This window comes from Bacterioplanes sanyensis (genome assembly GCF_002237535.1).
Classification (GTDB): domain Bacteria; phylum Pseudomonadota; class Gammaproteobacteria; order Pseudomonadales; family Oceanobacteraceae; genus Bacterioplanes; species Bacterioplanes sanyensis_A.
Genome location: NZ_CP022530.1, coordinates 2,181,104 through 2,201,334 on the forward strand (window position 1 = coordinate 2,181,104; position 20,231 = coordinate 2,201,334).

Consider the following 20,231-nt stretch of genomic DNA (forward strand, 5'->3'; position numbering starts at 1 on the left):
AGAAGCTCAAGCAGCTCAAAAGCTCGACCCCGGCTGCTGCAGAAACTCGCGTTCTTCCTTGGTAGAGGTGCGATTCAGCAATGCGTTGCGGTGCGGGAAACGGCCAAAGCGTTGAATGATCTGCTGATGCCTGCGGCCAAAGTCCAGGTAGTCGGCGGCAGCGTCTTTGAAGTTGTCGGGTGCGTCGTCATGCAGCTGCTGCAGCTTGCTCATGCAAAGGGTCTGCATGGCATCACTTTCGGCGTGCTCGAGTGGCAGGTAATAGAACAGTCGATAGATGGGCCGTAGGTCTCGATCTGCCCCTTGGCGAATGCCTTCTAACGCCCATTCCAAGGCCAATGCATCTTGGGTGAACGACATGGCGCTGTCGCGGTACATGTTGCGGCTGAATTGATCCAACACCAAGATGGCCGCCAGTCTGCCATCGGCACTGCTGAGCCAATCGCGGTACTCGCCGCGCAACAAGGCCTTTAGGGTCGGCTCAAAGCGCTCTTTGATGGTTTGGTCGGTGCTGGGATTTTTCTGCCACCACAACGCCGCCTGACGTTGACTTATCTCATGGTCCGCTGCGTCTGCACCAAACCAGAATTCCAGAATATCGTTTTTATGCATTTCTCGCCTGCCGTTAGGGGTTCCGCTGAGCTACCATAGCGAGCGTTTTGATGGGCTGCAATCTGGGAGCTGTGGGCAGCAATGGATTTTTTGTGGATTCTGGTAGCGTTTGGCGGCGGCTTCATTATGAAGCAAATCGGTATGCCGCCGTTGGTCGGCTTTTTGTTGGCCGGCTTTGGCTTGCACGCTGCAGGCGTGGAACCTGCGGCCAGTTTGCAGACCTTGGCCGACTTGGGCATCACCTTGATGCTGTTCACCATTGGCTTAAAGCTGGACGTACGAGCACTGATTCGACCGGAGGTCTGGGCCACCACCACCTTGAACACCAGTATCTGGACGGTGCTGATGATGGGCATGTTGGTGCTCGCGGCCTGGCTGGGTGTGAGTCATTACTACGACGTCGACTGGACAACACAGGCGCTCATAGGCTTTGCGTTGAGTTTCTCTTCCACCGTGTGTGTGGTCAAAATGCTGGAAGAATCCTCGGAGCTGAAAGCGCGTCACGGCCGTCTGGCGTTGGGCATCTTGATCATCCAAGACATTTTTGCCGTGCTGTTCCTGGTGGCTTCGACCGGCTCATTACCATCTCCGTGGGCTGCGGGTTTGTTGCTATTGTGGTTTGCTCGGCCATTGCTGTTTCGTTTGGTACAAGCGGCTGGGCATGGTGAGCTGCTGCCGCTATTAGGGTTTTTCCTAGCGCTGGGCGGCTCTGAGTTGTTTTATGCCGTCGACCTTAAAGGTGACCTGGGCGCGTTGGTGGTCGGCATGATGCTGGCCGGCCATGCCAAGGGCTCGGAGCTGTATAAAGCGCTGATGGGCTTTAAAGACCTGTTCTTAATCGGCTTCTTCTTATCCATTGGCTTTACTGCCTTACCAAGCCTCGATATGGCCATTAGCGCAGCCATGCTGTTGTTTGCCTTGGTACTGAAGTTCGTGCTGTTCTTCTGGCTACTGACTCGTTTCAGTGTCTCGGGCCGGGCGGCTTATTTAACGGCATTGGCGCTGACCAACTACAGCGAGTTTGGTTTGATTGTGGCGCATCTGAGCGTCAAGAACGGTTGGATGTCAGAGGACTGGTTGGTCATCATTGCTTTGGTGATGTCGATTTCCTTTATCTTGAGCACCTTCTTGTACCGCCGAGCGCATCATATTTATGCCAAGCAAAAAGACGGCATCAATCGTTGGGAACGCTCGGGAGTGCATCCTACCTTTGAACGCCCAGCCGACGCGGAGATTCTCATCCTTGGCATGGGACGGGTTGGCAAGGGTGCGTATCAGGCGATCACGCCGGATTACCCAGAGCAGGTGTGCGGTATTGAGTCGGACAGCGATCGCGTGGCGAAGTTACGCAATGAAGGCATCCGCATTGCACTCGGCGATTCCGATGACTTGGAGTTCTGGCAGGCAGCCCTGCGAGCTGGTGCTAACGGCCGCAAGGTAAAACTGGTGATGCTGGCATTGCCATCACAAACTGAGATGCTTAGTACCTTGGAAATGCTGCGCTTGGCAGGCTATCGCGGTCGTATCGCCGCAGTAGCGCGCTACGAGGATGAGCGCCAGCAGCTGCTGTCGTTGGGGGTCGATGTGGTGTTTAACTACTACGCCGAAGTTGGTGCTGGATTTGCGGCGGAAACGAAACCGTTACTGCAGTCAGCTGAGGTTGAGCCAGCGTAACACCTCTTCTGGGCTGGCCAAACGCGCCAGCTCAGCGCTGCTGTGAGCAAAACCTTCCTGCTCTATGTGGTCGAGCAAGTCGAACAAGGCCTGCCAGTATTGGTCGACATCAAAACAGGCGCAGGGCTTGTGATGATCGCCCAGTCCGGCCCAGCACCATATTTCAATCAGTTCATCTAATGTGCCGATTCCTCCCGGTAATGCCAAAAAGCCATCGGCCAACTGCGCCATGGTTGCTTTGCGCTCATGCATCGTCTTGACGTGAATCAGCTGGCTTAAGCCTGTGTGGCCAACTTCTTTGTCGTGCAGAGTGGAGGGAATGACACCAATGACTTCACCGCCAGCGGCCAAGGCGGCATCGGCCACAACGCCCATCAGGCCGGTGTGACCACCACCGTAAACGATACCGATACCCCGTTTGGCCAGCTGGCTGGCTAAATTGGCCGCCGCTTGTCGGTATTTGTCATCGCGGCCTGAGCGAGCGCCACAATAAATGGCTAAGCGTTTCATCGTGTTCTGTCTCGGGTGATGCCTTGGTGATTGGTAATGAACGGGAGCAACCGCAGCGTCAGAACAGATTAAGTACCAGAGCCGCAGGCTCGCAATGGTTGCGCTCTTTAAGGTCGTTTTTCTGCCGCGATTGCTCGGATTTGATCCAGGTGTAACTGGACGCAGAGCCTTTGCAGATGGTCAGGCCAAGCACGTTGTTGGGGGAGCGTACGAACAGGTTCATATTGATCTGGCCACGGGTGCGGGAGCGGATATGAATCTTTTTCGGTGAAATGGTGTAAGAGCGCAGGCCATCTTTGGCCGTTACATTCATGGTCTCGCCGGCTGGGGCATTAACGAACTCAGCGTCGTCGCGGATTTCGATGCTGGTCCAGTTAGAGTCGCTTTCAAACTCCAGCTCGTAAATCTTCTCTTCCGCCTGGGCGACACCGGCGATTAAAAACAGGACAGCAAGTGCTCTCATGGTGGACCTTCCCTGCAGCATGGGCTTGGACAGAAAAGAGCAATGCGGCGACCGCATTGCTCATAACACAAGTTATATAGTCCAGGATTTTTATATCGTCAAAGATGGTTTTCCGCGTATTCGGCCAGTACTGAGCGTGGAGAGCCCTGTAAATGCACGGTGCCACCATGAGGAAAATGTTTAAAACGCTCAATCAAATACGTGAGCCCGGAGCTTACCGGGTTTAAGTATGGGGTATCGATTTGCGCCAGATTGCCCAGGCACACCACCTTGCTGCCTTCACCGGCGCGGGTGATGATGGTTTTCATTTGGTGCGGTGTTAGGTTCTGGCATTCGTCGATCAAAATCAGGCTGTGCTGGAAGCTGCGGCCACGAATGTAATTGAGCGATTTAAATTGCAGCGGCACTTTTTGCAAAATGTAATCGACGCTGCTGTGGGCGTGTTCATCGTCTTTGTGCAATGCCTCTAGGTTGTCGGTAATGGCACCCAACCAGGGCTCCATCTTTTCAGCCTCAGTACCCGGTAAATAGCCGATGTCTTCGTCCAACCCGCGTGTGCTGCGGGTGGCAATAATGCGGCGGAATTGGCTGGTGGCGACGGTCATTTCAATGGCTGCGGCCAGTGCCAGAATGGTTTTGCCGGACCCAGCTTGGCCACTCAGCGTAACCAGGTGTACATCAGGATCGAGCAGCAAGTGCAAGGCAATGGCTTGCGCTGCATCGCGTGGTTGCAGGCCCCACGCCGATTGCTGCATCAACTGTTCATATGGCAAGTCTTGCAGCGTCACCTCTTCCTCGGTGATTTGCGTGACGCGGCCAATAAAGCCTTTGTCGTCAGTGATGAAGCGATTGACGTACAAGTCTTCTGGCAGATCATCGCGCGGAATGCGGTGGTAGGTACCGGCCTCATCGTGAAAGCTTTGCACTTGCTGTTGGCTGTCCCAAAAGGAGCCTTCGTAGCTGTGGTAGCCGGTTTCCAGTAACGACACATCGGACACCAGCTGATCGTTTTGATAGTCCTGTGCGCCAAGGCCACAGCCGCGTGCTTTCAAACGCATATTGATGTCTTTGGTAATCAATATCACGTCCCGGCGCGGGTATTTTTCCTGCAACGTAACCAGGCTGTTGATGATTTTATTGTCGTTTAAGTCCTGTGGCAGGGCGCGTTTGGGGTGGTCAAAGTTGTCCAGCAAAATGGAAAAGTGGCCCTGAAAGTTATCATCGGCGCGACGTATCGGTACGCCTTTGGCAATTTCTGTGGGGCTGGCGTCGCCTATAATGCGGTCAATTTGGCGAATGGCTTCGCGGCAGTCTGTTGCGATGGCGGCTTTGCCCATTTTGAGCTTGTCCAGTTCCTCCAATACAGTCATAGGAATAACGACCTGATGCTCTTCGAAGTTCAGAATCGCCACCGGGTCGTGGATCAGAACGTTGGTGTCCAGAACGTACAACTTAGTGTCGGACTTGCGTGCTGCCATATGAGCAATCTCCTGTGCATCCAAAACGAAGGGGTTGGCCAGAATGGCCCGTAAGGTGCGTGGTTAGGGTTGTGACAAAGGCTTGAGGTTGAGCGCAATCGAGGCTGGAAAAGGGCGTTGCAGAGGCCGAAAGGTGGGTTGGCCAGGCATACCACCTTGCTGTGTTGGTCGAAATCTGGGCAGGAAAATAGCGGATCGTCAATGACCTCTCCTGTGGTCACAGCTCAGGGCTGTGCAATGCCTCTGACCTCATCATGCAGGCTTGCCAGCGGCTTGCCAAGTAAATAATCCCACCAAATGTCGGTCAGCTTTGGCCGATATCAACCTGTTCAGTGGTTGTCGTTGACCCTAGGGTCTGGGGCTGCGGCGCCGCTGCCAATGGTGGTGGCTTTTATCGGATTACACTGGCAAGGTACGCCAATAAAGCCGGGATTATCTGGCACCTAGGTGGCACACAGGCCATCACAATAACAATAAACAACTCACCCCTGGGGGCTTCATGTCTATCTCTTTCCCGCGGCTGGCTCGGCTGAGTGCAGCGTTGTTGCTGACTGTGGCTGTGTCCGGCTGCAGCACTGTGTATAAGACCACTGGTTGGTTTGCCTACGACTACGCCGAAAGCCACGCCATTCCTTTCACCATGCGCAGCGATGATCCGACCATGGTGTGTAATCAGTCGCAGGCGTTGGCGGAAACCTTATTGTCGTTTTCCGACGTGACTTATGAAGCACATCTGCCGGCGGTGACGTTGTACATGATGGCTGGCAGCTGCGCCGAAGCAGACGCTCATGAACACGCGTTAGCGTATTTGCGTGCCTTCAACGGCCAACAAGTGGCGGCCGCAAAAGATGCGCGCATTCTAGAGAAACGCGGCTATGCCATCGCTGCTCAACGACAATACAACGCCTATCAGCACATGGTGGCCGAATTAGGAGAGCCTGGCGGTAACTGTCCTGAGTTAAACGATGATGAACAAATCTATTGGGTGTTAGGCATTTTGGCCGGTGTGCAGTCGGTGATGAGTGATCTGCGCGCGGAAGGCAGTGTCGGCGTGCCTAAAGACATTGCGATGAAGTCCGTGCGCGGCATGCAGTGTGTAGACAACCAGCGCTGGTGGGGCCTGCCACAAGCGGTGCAAGCGTCGGTTTGGGTGATGCTGCCAGACAATGCTCCAGCAGGCGTCGATCCCTGGCAACAATTGCAGCAAGCCAGTGCCATGGCGTCGGATGCCGGTGTGCGTATGGCGCATGCGATTGAAGTGACCATTGCTGACAGCAGTGGCGATCCGCAACGCTTACGCGATGCCATTCGCCGTCACGCGGATTCGGTGAACCAGCAGTCGGCGGCGGAACAATATCGCTTGATGGACATCATGGCCCAGCGCCAGATTTTGGCCATATCCGACCGCATGTGGACCGAGGCCACCGGCGCACGCACGCCATTTGGCCAACTGGGTACTTTCTGGGATGACCAGACTCAGTCGTTGCCAGCGTTTGATATCGACGACCTGCTGGGAGCGGAGTGATGCGTTGGTGTTGGCTGCTGGCATTGTGGTTGCCACTGACTGGCCAGGCTGAACTGCTGCAACGCACCCTATGCGTGTTTGATCCGCTGGGATCAAACGGCGGCTTGTACGGTATGGCCAAAGACTACCGTGCTCAGGCGTTGCAATGGGGCGTGGAATTTCAGCTGCGTGCTTACACGGATGAAAAAATCGCCTCTGACGACTTTAAAGCCGAACAGTGCGATGCCGTGGTGCTAACCGGCGCGCGTGCCCGGCCATTCAATACCTTTACCGCCACGGTGGAAGCCATTGGTGCAGTGCCGTCGGAAACTGTGATGCAACAGTTGGTGCAAGTGATGGCGTCGCCCAAAGCCGCGCGCTACATGACCGAAGGCCGCTATGAGGTGATGGGAGTATTGCCCGCCGGTCCCATTTATTTGTTTGTCCGCGATCGCAATATTGATTCGGTCGAAGAGTTGTCTGGCAAGCGCATCGCCACCATTGATTACGACGAGCCATCCAAACGTCTGGTGAATCATGTCGGTGCATCTGTGGTTCCAGCGAACTCGGCGAATTTTTCCGGCATGTTTAATAATGGAAATGTGGATGCGGCCTACGCTCCGGCGCTGGCGTATAAACCGCTGGAGCTTTACAAGGGGTTGGGCAACAACGGCGGCATTATTCGCTTTAACTTGGCGTACTTGGATTTTCAACTGGTTGCCTATCATGACCGTTTCCCAGCTGAGTTTGGCGGCAAATCTCGTATCGCCATTGCGGCGTTGTTTGAGCGTGTATCACGCACCATTGCTGCAGATACCGCGGCGATAAATGACGAGTACTGGATTGATTTAAGCGACGAAGTCAGTAGCGAATATCAGCAGATGCTGCGCAATGTGCGCCTGCAGCTGCGCCAAGAGGGAATTTATCATCACAGTATGTTGGCGTTATTGCGTAAGCTGCGCTGCCGCGAAACACCCAGCGCCATTGAGTGCGTAGAAAAACTCGAATAATAACGATAAGGCGCGCCACGAGCGCGCCAACAGAGGACTTCACCATGGAACAGACGGCACGCTTTGCGCAGCGCAGTGCGTACGAATGGTTGGCCGCTTTGCCGGCGTTTTTGGTCTTGGTGTTTGTGGTGATTTTAAACACCAGTCACACCTTGCACGCACAGTTGCTGAAATTGGGCGAAAACACCTGGGATGGTTATTTCAAACTGCGCCATGATCCACAGGCGCCTGCTTGCAACCCGAGCATGGACATCGAATCGCGCTTGCAGCAGCTGATTGCTGACAGCCAGGCCAGCAACGACGAGTGGGATTTGTTAGCGCCAGATCCGGTTGATCCGGCCGTGATGCGCCAATCGTTGCTGGCGGCACAGGCTCAGTGTCAGCAACAGCACCAACAATACCAGCAGACGTTAGAGCGCATTACGCCCAGCGTGGAAGTGTTTCGGGCCATCGAGTTAGGCATTGCTGCGTTTGGTGAAATGGGTATGCAAGCGCAGCGAATCATGCTGGCGGTTCTGGTACTCATTTGTGGCCTGACGGCGGTTTTTCGACGTCATCACATTGCGCTTCGCCCAATGGAAACGGCGATGGATTATCGCGTGGCCGCTGGCGCCCAACTGATCTCCAGCAGTATCTTGTTTTATTCCGTGTACAGCTTCCGTGATGTTGCCATGGGGGCTGGGGTGGCCGTCAGTACCGAACATATGATTTTGCACCATCTGTGGATCTTTGGTTTCGCTGCCATTTTATTGCTGAGTTTGTATCAGTTCTTATTTATTCCGGACGATGTACAGCCAGGTGGTAGCTTTTTAAAAGCACAGCTGTCCGTGCCGCTGTATTCCACCATGTGCATTATTTCCGGCAGCTACTTCATTCTTGCTGGGCACAGCGCAGGCATCGGTATCTACCTGAACCAGATGATGGAGTTATCACAGCTGTTCTTGAACGTCGGACTGTACGTTTGGATTGGTATGCTATTTAAACGTACCCGTTTAGCGCAGCGTATTTTTGATTTATTCCGGCCATTCAATTTGCCGGCAGAAATGTTGGCCGTGCTGGTGGTGGCTTTGGCTGCCATTCCAACCGCGTACACTGGAGCTTCGGGTATTTTTGTGATCGCTGTGGGTGGGTTAATTTACAGCGAATTGCGCCGTGCCGGGGCGCGCCGTCAATTAGCGCTGGCGGCAACCGCCATGTCTGGCTCCATGGGGGTGGTGCTGCGCCCATGTTTATTGGTGGTGATCATTGCAGCGCTGAACAACGAGGTCACCACGGATCAGTTGTTTGGCTGGGGTGTGAAGGTGTTTCTGCTGACAGCGACATTATTTGCTGCCATGGCACTGCTAACACGACAAGACAAAACCTCGCTGTCTGTTCCACCGGGCGCCTGGCTGCAGTTTGCCCATGCATTAAAACCATTGCTGCCGTACGTCGTGTTAATTGCCATTACTTTGCTGGCCTATGCGCTGTTGCTGAACGCTTACTTGGACGAGTTTTCTGCACCGGTGATTTTGCCCGTGTTGCTACTGATTATTCTTATGTACGAGCGCGTGAGTGAAGAGCGAGCGGTATTAAAACGCGAAAATATGAACATAGATTACGTTGAAACGCGGCTGGAATCCTCATGGCATGATTTGTGCGATGGGCGTGACTCGCTGGAAAAAAAGGTGCGCGAGGCAACGACAGAAACCACCGGTCATATCGGTGCATTGTTATTGCTGATGGGGTTATCTGTCAGCATTGGCGGGGTGGTGGAGCGCGCCGAGCTGATGACCATGGTACCTGCCAGCTTTGACTCAATCTGGCTGGCGATGGGGCTGATGGTGGTATTGCTGGTGCTGATTGGCATGGTCATTGACCCTTATGGTGCCGTGATTTTGGTCAGCGCCACCATTGCCACCATTGCCTACGACAGCGGCATTCATCCGGTGCATTTTTGGATGGTCACGTTAGTGGCGTTTGAGTTGGGCTATTTGACGCCGCCGGTGGCGCTCAATCACTTGCTGACCCGGCAAGTGGTGGGGGAAGAAGAAGTGCGACTGTCCAAATTAGAGGGCGATACCTTCTGGTACCGGCATGAAAAAATCCTATTACCTCTGGTCACCATGGTCATTGCTCTGGCGTTGGTCGCTTTTGTGCCCTTGACAATCGGTTACAGCAGTTAAGGTCGATCGCATGGCGGTGTTAACCACACCGCCAATAGCAATCACTAAGGGCGCAAACTGATATTGACGCTGGTGCCGGCGCCAAAGGAAATATTGCGAATGGTGACGTCACCAAGGTGGGCGTTGCTCATGCCTTGCACGCGTACATTGCGGAATGATACTTCGTCGATGTGAGTGGGTAATTTCACTTCCAGCGAGCCATCGCCATTGATTACCGTGCGCGGTCCGTCGGCGTATTGAATGCCACGGATTTCCATTTCGGCGTCAAACAAGTTTGAAATCGGCAGGGAAGTGTTTAGCAACGTTTCCAGCGTAGTAGTAGCAATGTCGTCATCACTGGCGTTGGGCGTGGTCGCTATCTCTTGTAAGCGATCCAGATTGGCCAGAATATCGGTGGCACCCTGCGCAGTTACGCCGCCCATTTCGGCTTCTGACAAGGCTTGCATGCCGCCGCTTTGTGTAAACGGTGAACGTTTTACTTGTTGTTCTGCCACTTCATGACCGTCGTCGATGGCGGCGTTAGCGCTGCTGATAAAGGGTTGAAATGGCCCCAGCAGCATGGCGGAAACAGCCGCAATTAAGCGGTAGTTGGACTGACGGCGTAACGCTCGCTTGAGCTGACCATCGGTCAGTACGCCTTGCGCCACCAGGATTTCACCCAAGCGGCCGCCACCGGAGGCCTGGCGGGTCAGTGCGTCATCCAGTTGCTGGCGATTGATCAACCCTTTGTGGATCAATAAGGTACCGAGTCGCGACCGCTGCTCTATCTGTTGACGCTTTTCCATGGTGTAACCCTTCGTGGTGTGTTGTTGTTATTGAGTATGCTGTTTGGGCACAGACACACATCTCTGCGATGTTGCCGTATTCGACGTAACGCGACAATGCGATGATTTTGACGCTTCTCCAGATTCCCCTGTCCTTTCTGTCTAACTGTTTGATAGTTATAACTTTTTTAGGGTTGCGTCAAATCGAGCCCGTTTCCTTCACGGCGCTGACAGTTTAGCAGCTGACGGCCATTGGCCGCGCCGGTACCGGGCTAATAGCTTGCCTTGATAGACAGATAAGTAATATTCATTTCGCACTGGTGGCTTTTTGGCGATAAGCTAGCGACCTTTCGATATTCAGTGTCGACAGCGCAGAACAGGCGCTGTTGGCCGTCAGATTGTGGAGAACATCATGAGCGAACCTCGTCACGTCAAACTATTGATCCTGGGTTCTGGTCCGGCCGGCTACACGGCGGCGGTTTATGCGGCGCGTGCCAACCTGAATCCAGTGATGGTGACTGGTATGCAAATGGGTGGTCAGCTGACCACCACCACCGACGTTGATAACTGGCCGGGCGACGCCGATGGCGTACAAGGACCTGAGTTGATGGAGCGTATGAAAGCGCACGCTGAGCGTTTTGATACCGAGGTCATCTTTGACCATGTGCACAGCGTTAACTTGGAGCAACGTCCATTTCATTTGAAAGGTGACAGCGGTGAATACACCTGTGATGCGCTGATCATCGCCACCGGTGCCAGCGCCAAGTACCTGGGCCTGGAGAGTGAAGAAGCGTTTAAAGGTAAGGGCGTATCGGCCTGTGCCACCTGTGATGGCTTCTTCTATCGCAACAAGCGCGTAGCTGTGATCGGTGGTGGTAACACTGCGGTTGAAGAAGCGCTGTACTTGTCCAACATCGCCAAAGAAGTGGTGGTGGTGCATCGTCGCGACAGCTTCCGCAGCGAGAAAATCCTGGCGGATAAGCTGCTCGATAAAGCCGCGAACGGCAATGTCATCATCAAGTGGAACAACGAACTGGATGAAGTGCTGGGTGACGATATGGGCGTGACCGGCATGCGCATTAAAAACCGCGAAACGGGCGAGACCGAAGAGATCGAACTGGAAGGCATCTTTATTGCCATCGGTCACCACCCCAACACCAGCATCTTTGAAGGCCAGCTGGAGATGCAAGGTGGCTACATCAAGGTACAAAGCGGACTGGAAGGCAACGCCACTCAAACCAGCGTGCCGGGCGTTTATGCCGCTGGTGACGTAATGGACCACATTTATCGCCAAGCCATTACCTCCGCGGGTACCGGCTGTATGGCTGCGCTGGATGCTGAGCGTTATCTGGATGGTTTAGATAGCCAAGGGTAAATCTATCCTATCCCTAGGCCCCGCTTTCAAGATGAAAGCGGGGCCTAGGAACTTATGCTGTAGCCAGTGCCCATTTTTCGGTAATGGTTGGGTCCCAAAGACGCACTAAAATGCGCGGCAATATTTTAACGACGATGATAAAACCAATGACCAGGTTGATACCTGGTGTGGTTATGAAAAACATTGGCACGACAAACAGCGTTGCGAGAGTTAATGCAGGCAAGGCTGATTTTATGCGTGTTTTTTCTTCTTTGTTGTAAGTCATTCCCTCTGGGAGTAAGGCTCTAATCCGCTCTAAAGCATGCGCTTTTAATGCTTGGTTTAAAAATTCAACTGAATAAGTCCTATCATCGGTCTCTACCTGAATCGTATCGCTATTATGATCACTGCGAACTTGTTTCATGGCAGAAATGGGCACTCGATTAAGCTTGTTGGCTTTGCTGGCGCCGATGATTTCCTCTAGCGCTGCGCCTTGCTGGTACAGCTGTTGTACTTTGCTAGCTCGCCCTTTGTCGATGTCAAAGAACACAAGATCAGCATCATCCAAGGCGACGAAGTAGTTATCGTCGACATCCAACCAAGTATTCTCGGTGTAAAAACCTTCCGGCAATGAATGTTTGGACTCGCGGACAAAAATAAAGCTCAGTAAATAATATAGAAATAAACTGCCGCCAAAGGTAAATGGTGCGACAGCTATCGCGTTACCAGCTAGGTTGTTGCTGGCCTTTTCGGCGATCATGACCTGTTCGGGGCTATTTTGGCTCGGGTAGCCATTTTCGTACCAGACAGTAATTGCTTGCTGTTCGTCGCTGTTTACGAACAGTGATTCGCTCACCTCAACTGTGTTGCTGTAACGATCGCCATCGACCGAAAAAGAGTAACTCAGGCTATACACATCACGATAACGCTTTTTGCCTTTTCGGTTTCTGTATTCTTCTTCCACATGACTTAATTCAGTGATGGTGCCTTGTGCTTCTTTATGATCCTTTACCCAAGCGAGTTGCTGAGTTTTAACAAAACCATAGGCTATGCTAGCCACGGCAGTGATGGCTAAAAATATAAGGCCCGAAATGATCCGTACGACCTGACGCTTTTTTTGGCCAGGTGACTTGAGTGTTGCCATGTTGCTTCCTTTTTTGAAGTGAGCAGAAACGCTTGGTGAGTTCAAGAGCCTGATAGGAAGCAGCGGCTAAGGCATGAAAATATGGTGCATTCATCCATATGCTGCGCTGGGCATCCCATCCCTGCGTTGTTGACTTAACTTTACACCGAGATAGTACTGGAGCCTTGATCGTCGGGCAATGGATAAAGTTGTGATTAACTTACCAGATATTCGAGTCTGTTCAGCGGCTGATGGTTAGCTTCTCTGGCAGCGGCGTTAATTCGCCATAGCCTGGCTGGCTTTCAATATGCGCTAGGCGCTCACTGGTCAGCGGGTGGGTCTGTAAAAACTGCTGCCAGTGGCTTTCTTGTGTCAATACATGTTGAAAAAACTCATCGGCACCGCGGCTGTGACCGTAGACCGACTGCAAGCGTTCGAGAGCATAGGCATCGGCGCTGCGTTCCATATCGCGGCTAAAGGCCAGTAATGTCAGCATGGACGATTGTTGGCTGACCCAGCTGCCGACGTCTGCCGCGCCCGAGAGATTAACTATCAGGCTAAGCGATAACTGTTCCAACAATAGAATCATGGGATGGCGTTGGTGCACATGGGCGTATTCATGGGCGAGTACCATGGCCAAGCCATTTTCTGATTGCACCGCCTCAAGTAAGCCGTGGGTCACAAAAATGTTACCACCGAGAGTGGCAAAGGCATTGGGCGTGCCTTCGTCAGCCAAGTAATGCACATGCACCGGCAGGGCATCCTCACCTTGCAGCAGTTTATCCATCAATTGTTGCAGCTCGCTTTGTACCGCCAGTTGGTCGGGGCTTAGCTGCATGAAATGTTGTGGCTCAAACCAGCCGCTTTCCCAGCGAAACGGCACCTTGGGGGCTAACCAAGAGGCGCTGGCGGCCAGTGCCCAGGTCAGAGCCACAATGATGGCGATCACCGCCGCCATTAAAATGACAAAATCTTTTAGCGGGTGTTCGTGCGCATTGTTGATCTGATCTGGCAGGATCGGGTTTTCATGAGGGCGCTGCGACATCAGTGCGCCTGATTGCGTTGCGCGATGCGCTGTTCACGCATTGCTTGAGTGGGCATCAGCGCTGTGCCATAGGCCAGTACTTCCACAGAGCCAAGGGCGTTGCCGGCATTTTGACCAATGCGTGAAGTTTCAAACTTGAGGTTGTACACCGCGTCTGCTCCGACGCGTTTGGCGTCTTCTTGCAGTCGCAGTACGGCTTCGCGGCGGGCGCGATCGAGCAGGCTTTCGTAGGCGCCAACACGACCGCCGAATAGGGTTCTGAGGCCTGCGGCGACGGTTTTGAAATAGTCCACTGAAATCACCACACTGCCGGTCACCAAGGTGCTGTCATGGCGCGCAAATTCAATCGGTGGAATACGCTGCGGCATGACCAATAAGCGCCGGTAAGCACGCTCGCGGTTACGAATGCGTTTGTAGTGGCGCGACTCGGCCATGCGGCCAAAAAAGAATCCCAATGCCAGCAGCACCAGGAAGACGATGAGGTCCATTAGCGATCCTCCACCACCACGGCCGTGCCATAGACAAAAATTTCTGATGCACCGGCGGCAATCGACGAGGTTGAAAAGCGCACGTTGATAACGGCGTTGGCGCCCAGCGCTTGTGCTTGTTGCTGCAATCGCTCCATCGCTTCTTCACGCGAATCGTGCAGCAGTTCGGTGTAGCCTTTGAGCTCGCCGCCAAAGATGTTTTTCAGGCCCGCCATAATATCGCGGCCAGCATGCTTGGCGCGCACCGTGCTGCCTTGCACCAGCCCCAGGTGCTGGACGATTTTCTTGCCTGGTACCACTTCCATATTGCTGATCAACATGGCTGTTCTCCGTCGTCTTAATCTTTGCAACATACCAGCCTGCTGGGCAGCGGCCAACCGAGTGGCGCAGACTCAGGTCACAAAAAAGCCCCCTCAGGCTTGGCCGGAGGGGGCTTTGGGCACAGCGGTGATTATTCTTCCGTCACCGCTTCGCTGGTATCGGCTTTCGGTTTGCGCCGACTGGTCTTCTTGGCGGTCGGTGCATCGTGTTTGATGGCCACCGGGCCAAAGTGCTCAAGCGGGAAGTCATCGACATTGATCATGTCGAGCACGTCCTTTTCAAACGCCAGCATAAAGTCGGCTTCGTCCTGGGTTAATACCCCCAGTTCGACGCCATCAGTAATGCGGCCTTCGATGGTCAGGTTGGACTCGTCGTATTTGCCGGCTTTCAGAGCATCGCCAATTTTCTTGTAAATCGGCTCAGCCTGATCGGCACGGGCCAACAGAGAATCGTATTTTGCCAGTGGGTTTTTACCGTTGTCGCCACGGTAAATGCCTTCGATCAGGCGCTCACGCGTTTCTGTCGCAGCGCTGGTGAGGTCAACAATCTTGGCGATCATGCGATCCGATGGCTGCTGTGTGCGACGTCCCAGTGGCAACGTCAACAGTTTCAGTGCCCAGCCAACCGGGCGCATTGGCAGATTCTTGGCCACGCCGGCTTGGGCGGCTTCAAACTCGGAGAACAGTTTGGCCATGGCGTAATCCACCAGCACCAAATCGTCGCGGTTACGGCCTTGGTCTTCCCAATGCTTCAGCGTCAGCGACGCCAGGTACAGCTTCGACAACATGTCGGCCAAGCGCGCAGAAATCAGTTCACGGAACTTGAGCTCTCCACCGAGCGAGAACATGCACATGTCGACGGTCAGCGCAAAATTGGCCGCATAGCGGTTGATTTGCTGGTAGTACTTTTTCGTCGGCCCAGATACCGGTACCGAGGTAAAGGCAGCACCGCTCAGGCTCAGCAGCAGAGAGCGCGACAAATTGGAGAAGATGAAGCCGAAGTGACCGAACAGGGCCTTGTCGAAGGCTTTTAAATCGTTCTCTGCAGCGGCTTCCATTTCTGGCAGCACATACGGATGGCAGCGAATCGCGCCCTGACCGAAGGTGATCATCGAACGAGTCAGAATGTTGGCACCTTCCACCGTAATGGCCACTGGCACCGAGGAATAGCCGCTTTCGATGTAGTTACCTGGGCCACGAATAACCGCTTTACCACCATGGATGTCCATGCTGTCGAGGGCGATTTCACGCGCTGCTTCGGTCAGGTTGTACTTCAAAATGGCCGACGGTACGGACGGCTTTTCGCCCTGGTCGATGGCAATGGCGGTGATGCGCGATGCCGCCGCTGAAATGTAGGCGTTGCCAGCGATGCGGGCGAGGGAGTCTTGCACGCCTTCTAACTTGGCGATGGGCACACCAAACTGACGGCGAATACGTGCATACGCACCAGCGGCGGCGATGCCGTACTTACCACCACCGGCACCTGAGGATGGCAAGGTAATGCAGCGGCCGACTGACAAGCACTCAACCAGCATGCGCCAGCCTTTACCAGCGTTATCGGCACCACCAATGATGAAGTCGAGTGGGATAAATACGTCTTTACCGACGATAGGGCCGTTCATAAACGGCGAACCAATCGGCTTGTGACGATTGCCGATGTCCATGCCTTTCAGTTGACGTGGCAGCAGCGCCACGGTGATGCCGATGTCGTAGTCATCGCCGATCAGTTTGTCTGGGTCAAACATGCGGAAGGCCAGGCCCACCACGGTCGCCACGGGCGCCAGGGTGATGTAACGCTTAGAGAAGTTGAGCTTAATGCCCACCACTTCTTTGCCTTCCCATTCACCTTTGCACACCACGCCGGTATCCGGCAGAGAGGTGGCGTCAGAGCCTGCGCGAGGACCGGTGAGGCCAAAACACGGAATCTCACGACCATCGGCCAGGCGCGGCAAATAATGATCTTTTTGCTCTTGCGTGCCGTACTTCAGCAGCAGCTCACCTGGGCCTAATGAGTTAGGGACACCCACGGTGGAGAATACTGCGCCAGACAGGCCAGAGATCTTTTGCAAAATGGCCGCTTGCGCTTGTGCGGAGAAACCCAGGCCACCGTATTCTTTCGGAATGATCATGGAGAAGAAGCGTTCGTTCTTGATGTAGTCCCACACTTCTTTCGACATATCGCCGTTTTCGCTGATCTCCCACTCATCGACCATGGAGCACAAGGTTTCCACCTGGTTGTCGAGGAAGGCTTGCTCCTCTGGGGCCAGCGTCGGGTTGGGGTGGTTGATCAACTTGTGCCAATCTGGCTTGCCAGCAAACAGCTCGCCATCCCACCACACGGTGCCGGCTTCTAACGCGGTTTTTTCGGTATCCGACATTTGCGGCAACAACTTTTTATAGATGGCAAAAATCGGACGGGTAACGGTGTTGGCACGGAACTGGTCACGGCTCAGCACGGCAAACACGGCAGCGAAGGCAATCGCCAGTACTTTAATCAGGCCTGCCGCGCCCAATAGGAAGCTCAGTAGGGTAAAAGCGGCCATCGCCACGGCGGCGGTTTTCAAGTTACTGCGTTTGTAAGCCAAGCCCAGTAGGGTCGTCAGCAGCAGCAAAATCCAGATGCCAGTTGACATAGGTGTGTACCTCAATGTGTCACAGTAGGAAGTGGTTAGTCATGTCAGCGACGCCGATGTTCAATAGCTGACAGTCATAGTCTGGATTGTAAACGGTCGTTTGAAATTGGCGCAAATGCCGTCGTCGTTGGCCGGGCGGCCGATTGATGAAGGCAGGCAAATAGGGGCTAGTTCTGCGGCATGATTGCTGAAGAACTTTCAATACTCTTGAGGATTGATTCAGGCAGGGTAGGCTTCGTATGCTGGCTCGGCGGTGGTTGGCGCTGTCTTATAGCCAAACCTGCGAATACATAAAGATGCACTAGAATAGTTAGGAATAACTGTGGTGGGAACACGTATATGACGGCCCAATTCTCGGCTTGGACCCTCGGCCTGATGGCGTTGATAACAGTCTTAACCCTGTATTTTCACACCTTTCGCTACTCCAGTCGTACGGCTGAGGTGGCGCCCAATATTCTCACCAGTATCGGTATCTTTGGAACGTTTTTGGGGGTGGCGTTAGGCCTTTGGCATTTCGACACCGCCGACATTCAAGGCAGTGTTCCCAAGCTGATGGACGGGCTTAAAACCGCCTTTTGGTCGTCCATTGTTGGTTTGCTGGGCGCGTTGACGCTGAAGATTCGCCACGTGATGAGCCAAACTCGGCGAGGCAAACAAGAGGCCAAGCGGCTGGCCAACATCGACGACCTAGACGCCTCGCTAAAATACCTAGCGCAGCAGTTTGACGGTGATGATGCATTACCGCAGCAACTGCGCAGCCAGCACAGCGCCATGATGACGCAGTTGGACCGCATTGCGGTCAGCCTGGAAAGTTATCAAGAGCGCATGGCCGAAGCGAATGCCAAGGCGCTGATCGAAGCCATCGAAACCGTGATGCGCGAGTTCAACACCAAAATCAATGAGCAGTATGGCGACAACTTTAAGCGACTGAACGAGTCGGTGCTGGCCATGCTGGATTGGCAAAAGCAGTACAAGCAACAACTCAATGAACTTATCGGTGAGCAGGAACGCACCGCTGCCAGTATGCGTGAAGCCAGTGAAGCGTTCGAATACATGGTGCGCCACGCCAATGCCTTTAATGGCATTTCAGAATCCTTGCAGGACCTGCTCAATGGCCTGGAAGCGCAGCGTCAAAACTTGCAGTCACAGCTCAGCTCATTGGCCGAACTGGTCAACAGCGCCACCGATGGTTTGCCCAAGTTGGAAGAGCGTGTATTGGCGTTAACCCAAGGCATGTCGGATGCGCTGCAAGCGCAGCAGCGCTGGGCGGTGGAAGAGCTGGGTAAGTTGCAGCGCAATGTAGAAACCCAGCTGCAGCAGCAGCTCAGCAACAGTCAGGAACAACTGCAGCAACAGCAACAGCAGAGCTTGCAGCAATTGCAGCGCTTGGGTGAGCGGGTTGAGCGGCAGATGACGGTGCTGGATGAAGGCATGGAAGAAGAGCTGAACCGCGCGTTAAAATCTTTCGGTATGCAGCTAACAGCACTGTCTGAGAAGTTTGTGAGTGATTACACACCGCTCACCAAACGGCTGCAGCAACTGGTCAAGATAGCCGAGCAAATCGATGAATAGCGACGAGCTGGAACGTCCGCCAGAGCAGGAAGGGCATTGGGTCGCGGTATCGGACCTGATGGCCGGTTTGATGATGGTGTTCATGTTGATCTCGGTGGTGTTTATGATCAACGTCGAGATTGAGCGCAATAAGGTGCGTGATGTTGCCATCCTCTACGACACCTTGCGCACCCAGCTGTACGAAGATTTGCAGCAAGAGTTTGCCCCGGACATGGCGCGCTGGGGCGCTGAGCTGGATAAAGACTTGGCGTTTCGTTTCAACAACACCGATGTGTTGTTTGACCGCGGTGAAGCGGAACTCAAGCAAGAGTTCCAGGCCATTTTGGCAGACTTCTTTCCGCGCTATGTGCGCATCATTACCCAATCCCAATACCGTGATGACATCCTTGAGGTGCGCATCGAAGGCCACACTTCCAGCGCTTGGTTTGGCGCCGACAGCGAGGACGAGGCCTACATCCGCAATATGGATTTATCGCAAGAACGGACGCGCTCAACCTTGGCCTTTGTGCTTGGCTTGCCTGCTGTTGCTGAGGATAAGCACTGGCTGATTCGCCATCTGACGGCGAACGGCTTATCGTCGGCCAAGGTGGTACGCAATGACGATGGCGCCGAAAACGAGCAACGCTCACGGCGGGTGGAGTTTCGTGTACGCACCGATGCCGAAGGCCGCATTGCCACCATTTTGGACGAGGTGCTGTAGTGAAGCTGCTGGACTTTCTCGACGACCCGGCACTGAACCTGCTGCGCCGACAAATGGGCGCCGACTACCTCGGTGACTTTCAGCTGTTTGATCCGCAAAAGCAGCTCACCTACGCTGAGCGCGAAGCGCTGGAGCTGGGGCAATTGCATACCTCAGCCAGCCACACCCGCGCGCTGAAAGACAAAACTCTGGCGCTGAAAAATTCGCGTGTTTGGCTGCAAGCCGACGATCGTATTCATTTGGCCCATTGCGACGAGGTACAACACTTGCGCAATCAGGGGCAAAACATTCACTGCGGCACTCACTCATGGTCGCGTCAGGCTGAGCTGTGTTTGGATTGTTTGGCGCTACTGAACTATCAAGGGTTGGATGCCCGCCGTGCGCGGCGGCCAGAATTTTATCAACCCATCGTTGAAGAATTCAGCCTGGCCGAGTTCCAGCGTTATTATCCGTTTTATCCTCTGATATAGCCGCGTGTTAATTTAACCAATCGCTGTCAGAAACTGCTCTGCTGGCTATGGTTTCTTGTGCATGGTTTCTGACACGGCTTCTGGCGCATGGTTTTTGGTGAATAGTTTAGTACGTGCGTATCTATTTTCCGGCGTGGTTTATCAGCCTTGGTGTGAGCCTCAGTTAAAAGACTCTTTTTCCTGCCATTTATTCTACGGGCTTGGCCCTGAGTATAAGTTTGTCGTAGTATCTCACGCCTTTGCGAAAAAACACGTCTGTAAATCGCTCAAATTGCCGCAAATCGTCGTCATTTTTTCTGGTGATGCTTGGTGGCTTTACGTTGGTTTGATCAGATAAATCCGCATA

Annotated in this window: 19 protein-coding genes; 9 read left to right on the forward strand and 10 right to left on the reverse strand. The window is 53.8% G+C overall.

The genetic code is table 11. The annotated features are described in order from the left end of the window. Positions 1 to 15: 15 nt before the first annotated feature. Complete coding sequence (locus CHH28_RS10210; RefSeq protein WP_094060212.1) at positions 16 to 612, reverse strand: DUF924 family protein; 597 nt, start codon at positions 610 to 612, stop codon at positions 16 to 18. Positions 613 to 693: 81 nt separating this feature from the next. On the opposite strand from CHH28_RS10210, the gene CHH28_RS10215 reads away from it, so the two are divergent. Then, positions 694 to 2,286, forward strand: a complete 1,593-nt coding sequence (locus CHH28_RS10215; protein WP_094060213.1) for a cation:proton antiporter family protein — start codon at positions 694 to 696, stop codon at positions 2,284 to 2,286. Here the strand turns inward: CHH28_RS10215 and CHH28_RS10220 are convergent. The 3 genes from CHH28_RS10220 to CHH28_RS10230 form a co-directional block, all read right to left on the reverse strand. Beyond that, positions 2,263 to 2,796: a TIGR00730 family Rossman fold protein gene (locus CHH28_RS10220; RefSeq protein WP_094060214.1), complete on the reverse strand. Its 534-nt coding sequence runs from the start codon at positions 2,794 to 2,796 to the stop codon at positions 2,263 to 2,265. The two genes, CHH28_RS10215 and CHH28_RS10220, sit on opposite strands and share 24 nt — an antisense overlap. 58 nt (positions 2,797 to 2,854) lie before the next feature. Then, a complete protein-coding gene (locus CHH28_RS10225) occupies positions 2,855 to 3,259 on the reverse strand; it encodes a hypothetical protein (protein ID WP_094060215.1) in 405 nt (134 codons plus the stop codon). Positions 3,260 to 3,357: 98 nt separating this feature from the next. Further along, positions 3,358 to 4,737: a PhoH family protein gene (locus CHH28_RS10230; protein WP_094060216.1), complete on the reverse strand. Its 1,380-nt coding sequence runs from the start codon at positions 4,735 to 4,737 to the stop codon at positions 3,358 to 3,360. Positions 4,738 to 5,236: 499 nt separating this feature from the next. Between CHH28_RS10230 and CHH28_RS10235 the strand changes: the two genes are divergently transcribed. From CHH28_RS10235 to CHH28_RS10245, 3 genes are read left to right on the forward strand one after another with little or no spacing between them, the layout of a single operon-like run. Further along, positions 5,237 to 6,262: a hypothetical protein gene (locus CHH28_RS10235; protein ID WP_094060217.1), complete on the forward strand. Its 1,026-nt coding sequence runs from the start codon at positions 5,237 to 5,239 to the stop codon at positions 6,260 to 6,262. Continuing rightward, positions 6,262 to 7,251: a putative solute-binding protein gene (locus tag CHH28_RS10240; protein WP_094060218.1), complete on the forward strand. Its 990-nt coding sequence runs from the start codon at positions 6,262 to 6,264 to the stop codon at positions 7,249 to 7,251. The genes CHH28_RS10235 and CHH28_RS10240 overlap by 1 nt, the downstream gene beginning before the upstream one ends. A 44-nt stretch (positions 7,252 to 7,295) precedes the next feature. Further along, complete coding sequence (locus CHH28_RS10245; protein WP_094060219.1) at positions 7,296 to 9,416, forward strand: TRAP transporter large permease subunit; 2,121 nt, start codon at positions 7,296 to 7,298, stop codon at positions 9,414 to 9,416. A gap of 44 nt (positions 9,417 to 9,460) precedes the next feature. On the opposite strand, the gene CHH28_RS10250 is transcribed toward CHH28_RS10245, so the two are convergent. Beyond that, positions 9,461 to 10,201 (reverse strand): hypothetical protein, encoded by a 741-nt coding sequence (locus CHH28_RS10250; protein ID WP_094060220.1) that lies wholly within the window; start codon positions 10,199 to 10,201, stop codon positions 9,461 to 9,463. A 391-nt stretch (positions 10,202 to 10,592) separates the two neighbouring features. Here CHH28_RS10250 and trxB point away from each other — a divergent pair, with 391 nt between their 5' ends. Further along, entirely contained in the window at positions 10,593 to 11,555 is a 963-nt protein-coding gene (gene trxB, locus CHH28_RS10255) for a thioredoxin-disulfide reductase (RefSeq protein ID WP_094060221.1), read from the forward strand. 52 nt (positions 11,556 to 11,607) lie between these two features. Here trxB and CHH28_RS10260 read toward each other — a convergent pair whose 3' ends face one another. The 5 genes from CHH28_RS10260 to CHH28_RS10280 all read right to left on the reverse strand — a co-directional run bounded on the left by CHH28_RS10260 (position 11,608) and on the right by CHH28_RS10280 (position 17,143). Then, positions 11,608 to 12,678, reverse strand: coding sequence for a DUF3592 domain-containing protein (locus CHH28_RS10260; RefSeq protein WP_094060222.1), 1,071 nt, complete (start codon positions 12,676 to 12,678; stop codon positions 11,608 to 11,610). A 220-nt stretch (positions 12,679 to 12,898) separates the two neighbouring features. After that, on the reverse strand, positions 12,899 to 13,702 hold the full coding sequence (locus CHH28_RS10265) for a M48 family metallopeptidase (protein ID WP_094060223.1): 804 nt from the start codon (positions 13,700 to 13,702) through the stop codon (positions 12,899 to 12,901). Next, a complete protein-coding gene (locus CHH28_RS10270) occupies positions 13,702 to 14,190 on the reverse strand; it encodes a YbjQ family protein (RefSeq protein WP_094060224.1) in 489 nt (162 codons plus the stop codon). Before CHH28_RS10270 ends, CHH28_RS10265 begins: the two co-directional genes overlap by 1 nt. Further along, complete coding sequence (locus tag CHH28_RS10275) at positions 14,190 to 14,510, reverse strand: YbjQ family protein (protein ID WP_094060225.1); 321 nt, start codon at positions 14,508 to 14,510, stop codon at positions 14,190 to 14,192. The genes CHH28_RS10270 and CHH28_RS10275 overlap by 1 nt, the downstream gene beginning before the upstream one ends. Before the next feature lie 131 nt (positions 14,511 to 14,641). After that, complete coding sequence (locus CHH28_RS10280) at positions 14,642 to 17,143, reverse strand: acyl-CoA dehydrogenase (RefSeq protein WP_199243884.1); 2,502 nt, start codon at positions 17,141 to 17,143, stop codon at positions 14,642 to 14,644. 339 nt (positions 17,144 to 17,482) lie between these two features. Here CHH28_RS10280 and CHH28_RS10285 point away from each other — a divergent pair, with 339 nt between their 5' ends. The 4 genes from CHH28_RS10285 (at position 17,483) to CHH28_RS19880 (ending at position 20,222) form a co-directional block, all read left to right on the forward strand. Continuing rightward, on the forward strand, positions 17,483 to 18,715 hold the full coding sequence (locus CHH28_RS10285; RefSeq protein WP_094060226.1) for a hypothetical protein: 1,233 nt from the start codon (positions 17,483 to 17,485) through the stop codon (positions 18,713 to 18,715). Continuing rightward, entirely contained in the window at positions 18,708 to 19,415 is a 708-nt protein-coding gene (locus CHH28_RS10290) for an OmpA/MotB family protein (protein WP_094060227.1), read from the forward strand. The genes CHH28_RS10285 and CHH28_RS10290 overlap by 8 nt, the downstream gene beginning before the upstream one ends. Further along, positions 19,415 to 19,885 (forward strand): hypothetical protein, encoded by a 471-nt coding sequence (locus CHH28_RS10295; protein WP_094060228.1) that lies wholly within the window; start codon positions 19,415 to 19,417, stop codon positions 19,883 to 19,885. Before CHH28_RS10290 ends, CHH28_RS10295 begins: the two co-directional genes overlap by 1 nt. 61 nt (positions 19,886 to 19,946) lie before the next feature. Next, positions 19,947 to 20,222: a hypothetical protein gene (locus CHH28_RS19880; protein ID WP_157729868.1), complete on the forward strand. Its 276-nt coding sequence runs from the start codon at positions 19,947 to 19,949 to the stop codon at positions 20,220 to 20,222. The last annotated feature ends 9 nt before the right edge of the window (positions 20,223 to 20,231 follow it).

Bases quoted from the DNA above. Each gene is read 5' to 3' on its own strand.
- CHH28_RS10210 (WP_094060212.1), bottom strand. From the start codon at position 612: ATGCATAAAAACGATATTCTGGAATTCTGGTTTGGTGCAGACGCAGCG.
- CHH28_RS10215 (WP_094060213.1), top strand. From the start codon at position 694: ATGGATTTTTTGTGGATTCTGGTAGCGTTTGGCGGCGGCTTCATTATG.
- CHH28_RS10220 (WP_094060214.1), bottom strand. From the start codon at position 2,796: ATGAAACGCTTAGCCATTTATTGTGGCGCTCGCTCAGGCCGCGATGAC.
- CHH28_RS10225 (WP_094060215.1), bottom strand. From the start codon at position 3,259: ATGAGAGCACTTGCTGTCCTGTTTTTAATCGCCGGTGTCGCCCAGGCG.
- CHH28_RS10230 (WP_094060216.1), bottom strand. From the start codon at position 4,737: ATGGCAGCACGCAAGTCCGACACTAAGTTGTACGTTCTGGACACCAAC.
- CHH28_RS10235 (WP_094060217.1), top strand. From the start codon at position 5,237: ATGTCTATCTCTTTCCCGCGGCTGGCTCGGCTGAGTGCAGCGTTGTTG.
- CHH28_RS10240 (WP_094060218.1), top strand. From the start codon at position 6,262: ATGCGTTGGTGTTGGCTGCTGGCATTGTGGTTGCCACTGACTGGCCAG.
- CHH28_RS10245 (WP_094060219.1), top strand. From the start codon at position 7,296: ATGGAACAGACGGCACGCTTTGCGCAGCGCAGTGCGTACGAATGGTTG.
- CHH28_RS10250 (WP_094060220.1), bottom strand. From the start codon at position 10,201: ATGGAAAAGCGTCAACAGATAGAGCAGCGGTCGCGACTCGGTACCTTA.
- trxB (WP_094060221.1), top strand. From the start codon at position 10,593: ATGAGCGAACCTCGTCACGTCAAACTATTGATCCTGGGTTCTGGTCCG.
- CHH28_RS10260 (WP_094060222.1), bottom strand. From the start codon at position 12,678: ATGGCAACACTCAAGTCACCTGGCCAAAAAAAGCGTCAGGTCGTACGG.
- CHH28_RS10265 (WP_094060223.1), bottom strand. From the start codon at position 13,702: ATGTCGCAGCGCCCTCATGAAAACCCGATCCTGCCAGATCAGATCAAC.
- CHH28_RS10270 (WP_094060224.1), bottom strand. From the start codon at position 14,190: ATGGACCTCATCGTCTTCCTGGTGCTGCTGGCATTGGGATTCTTTTTT.
- CHH28_RS10275 (WP_094060225.1), bottom strand. From the start codon at position 14,510: ATGTTGATCAGCAATATGGAAGTGGTACCAGGCAAGAAAATCGTCCAG.
- CHH28_RS10280 (WP_199243884.1), bottom strand. From the start codon at position 17,143: ATGTCAACTGGCATCTGGATTTTGCTGCTGCTGACGACCCTACTGGGC.
- CHH28_RS10285 (WP_094060226.1), top strand. From the start codon at position 17,483: ATGACGGCCCAATTCTCGGCTTGGACCCTCGGCCTGATGGCGTTGATA.
- CHH28_RS10290 (WP_094060227.1), top strand. From the start codon at position 18,708: ATGAATAGCGACGAGCTGGAACGTCCGCCAGAGCAGGAAGGGCATTGG.
- CHH28_RS19880 (WP_157729868.1), top strand. From the start codon at position 19,947: ATGGTTTCTGACACGGCTTCTGGCGCATGGTTTTTGGTGAATAGTTTA.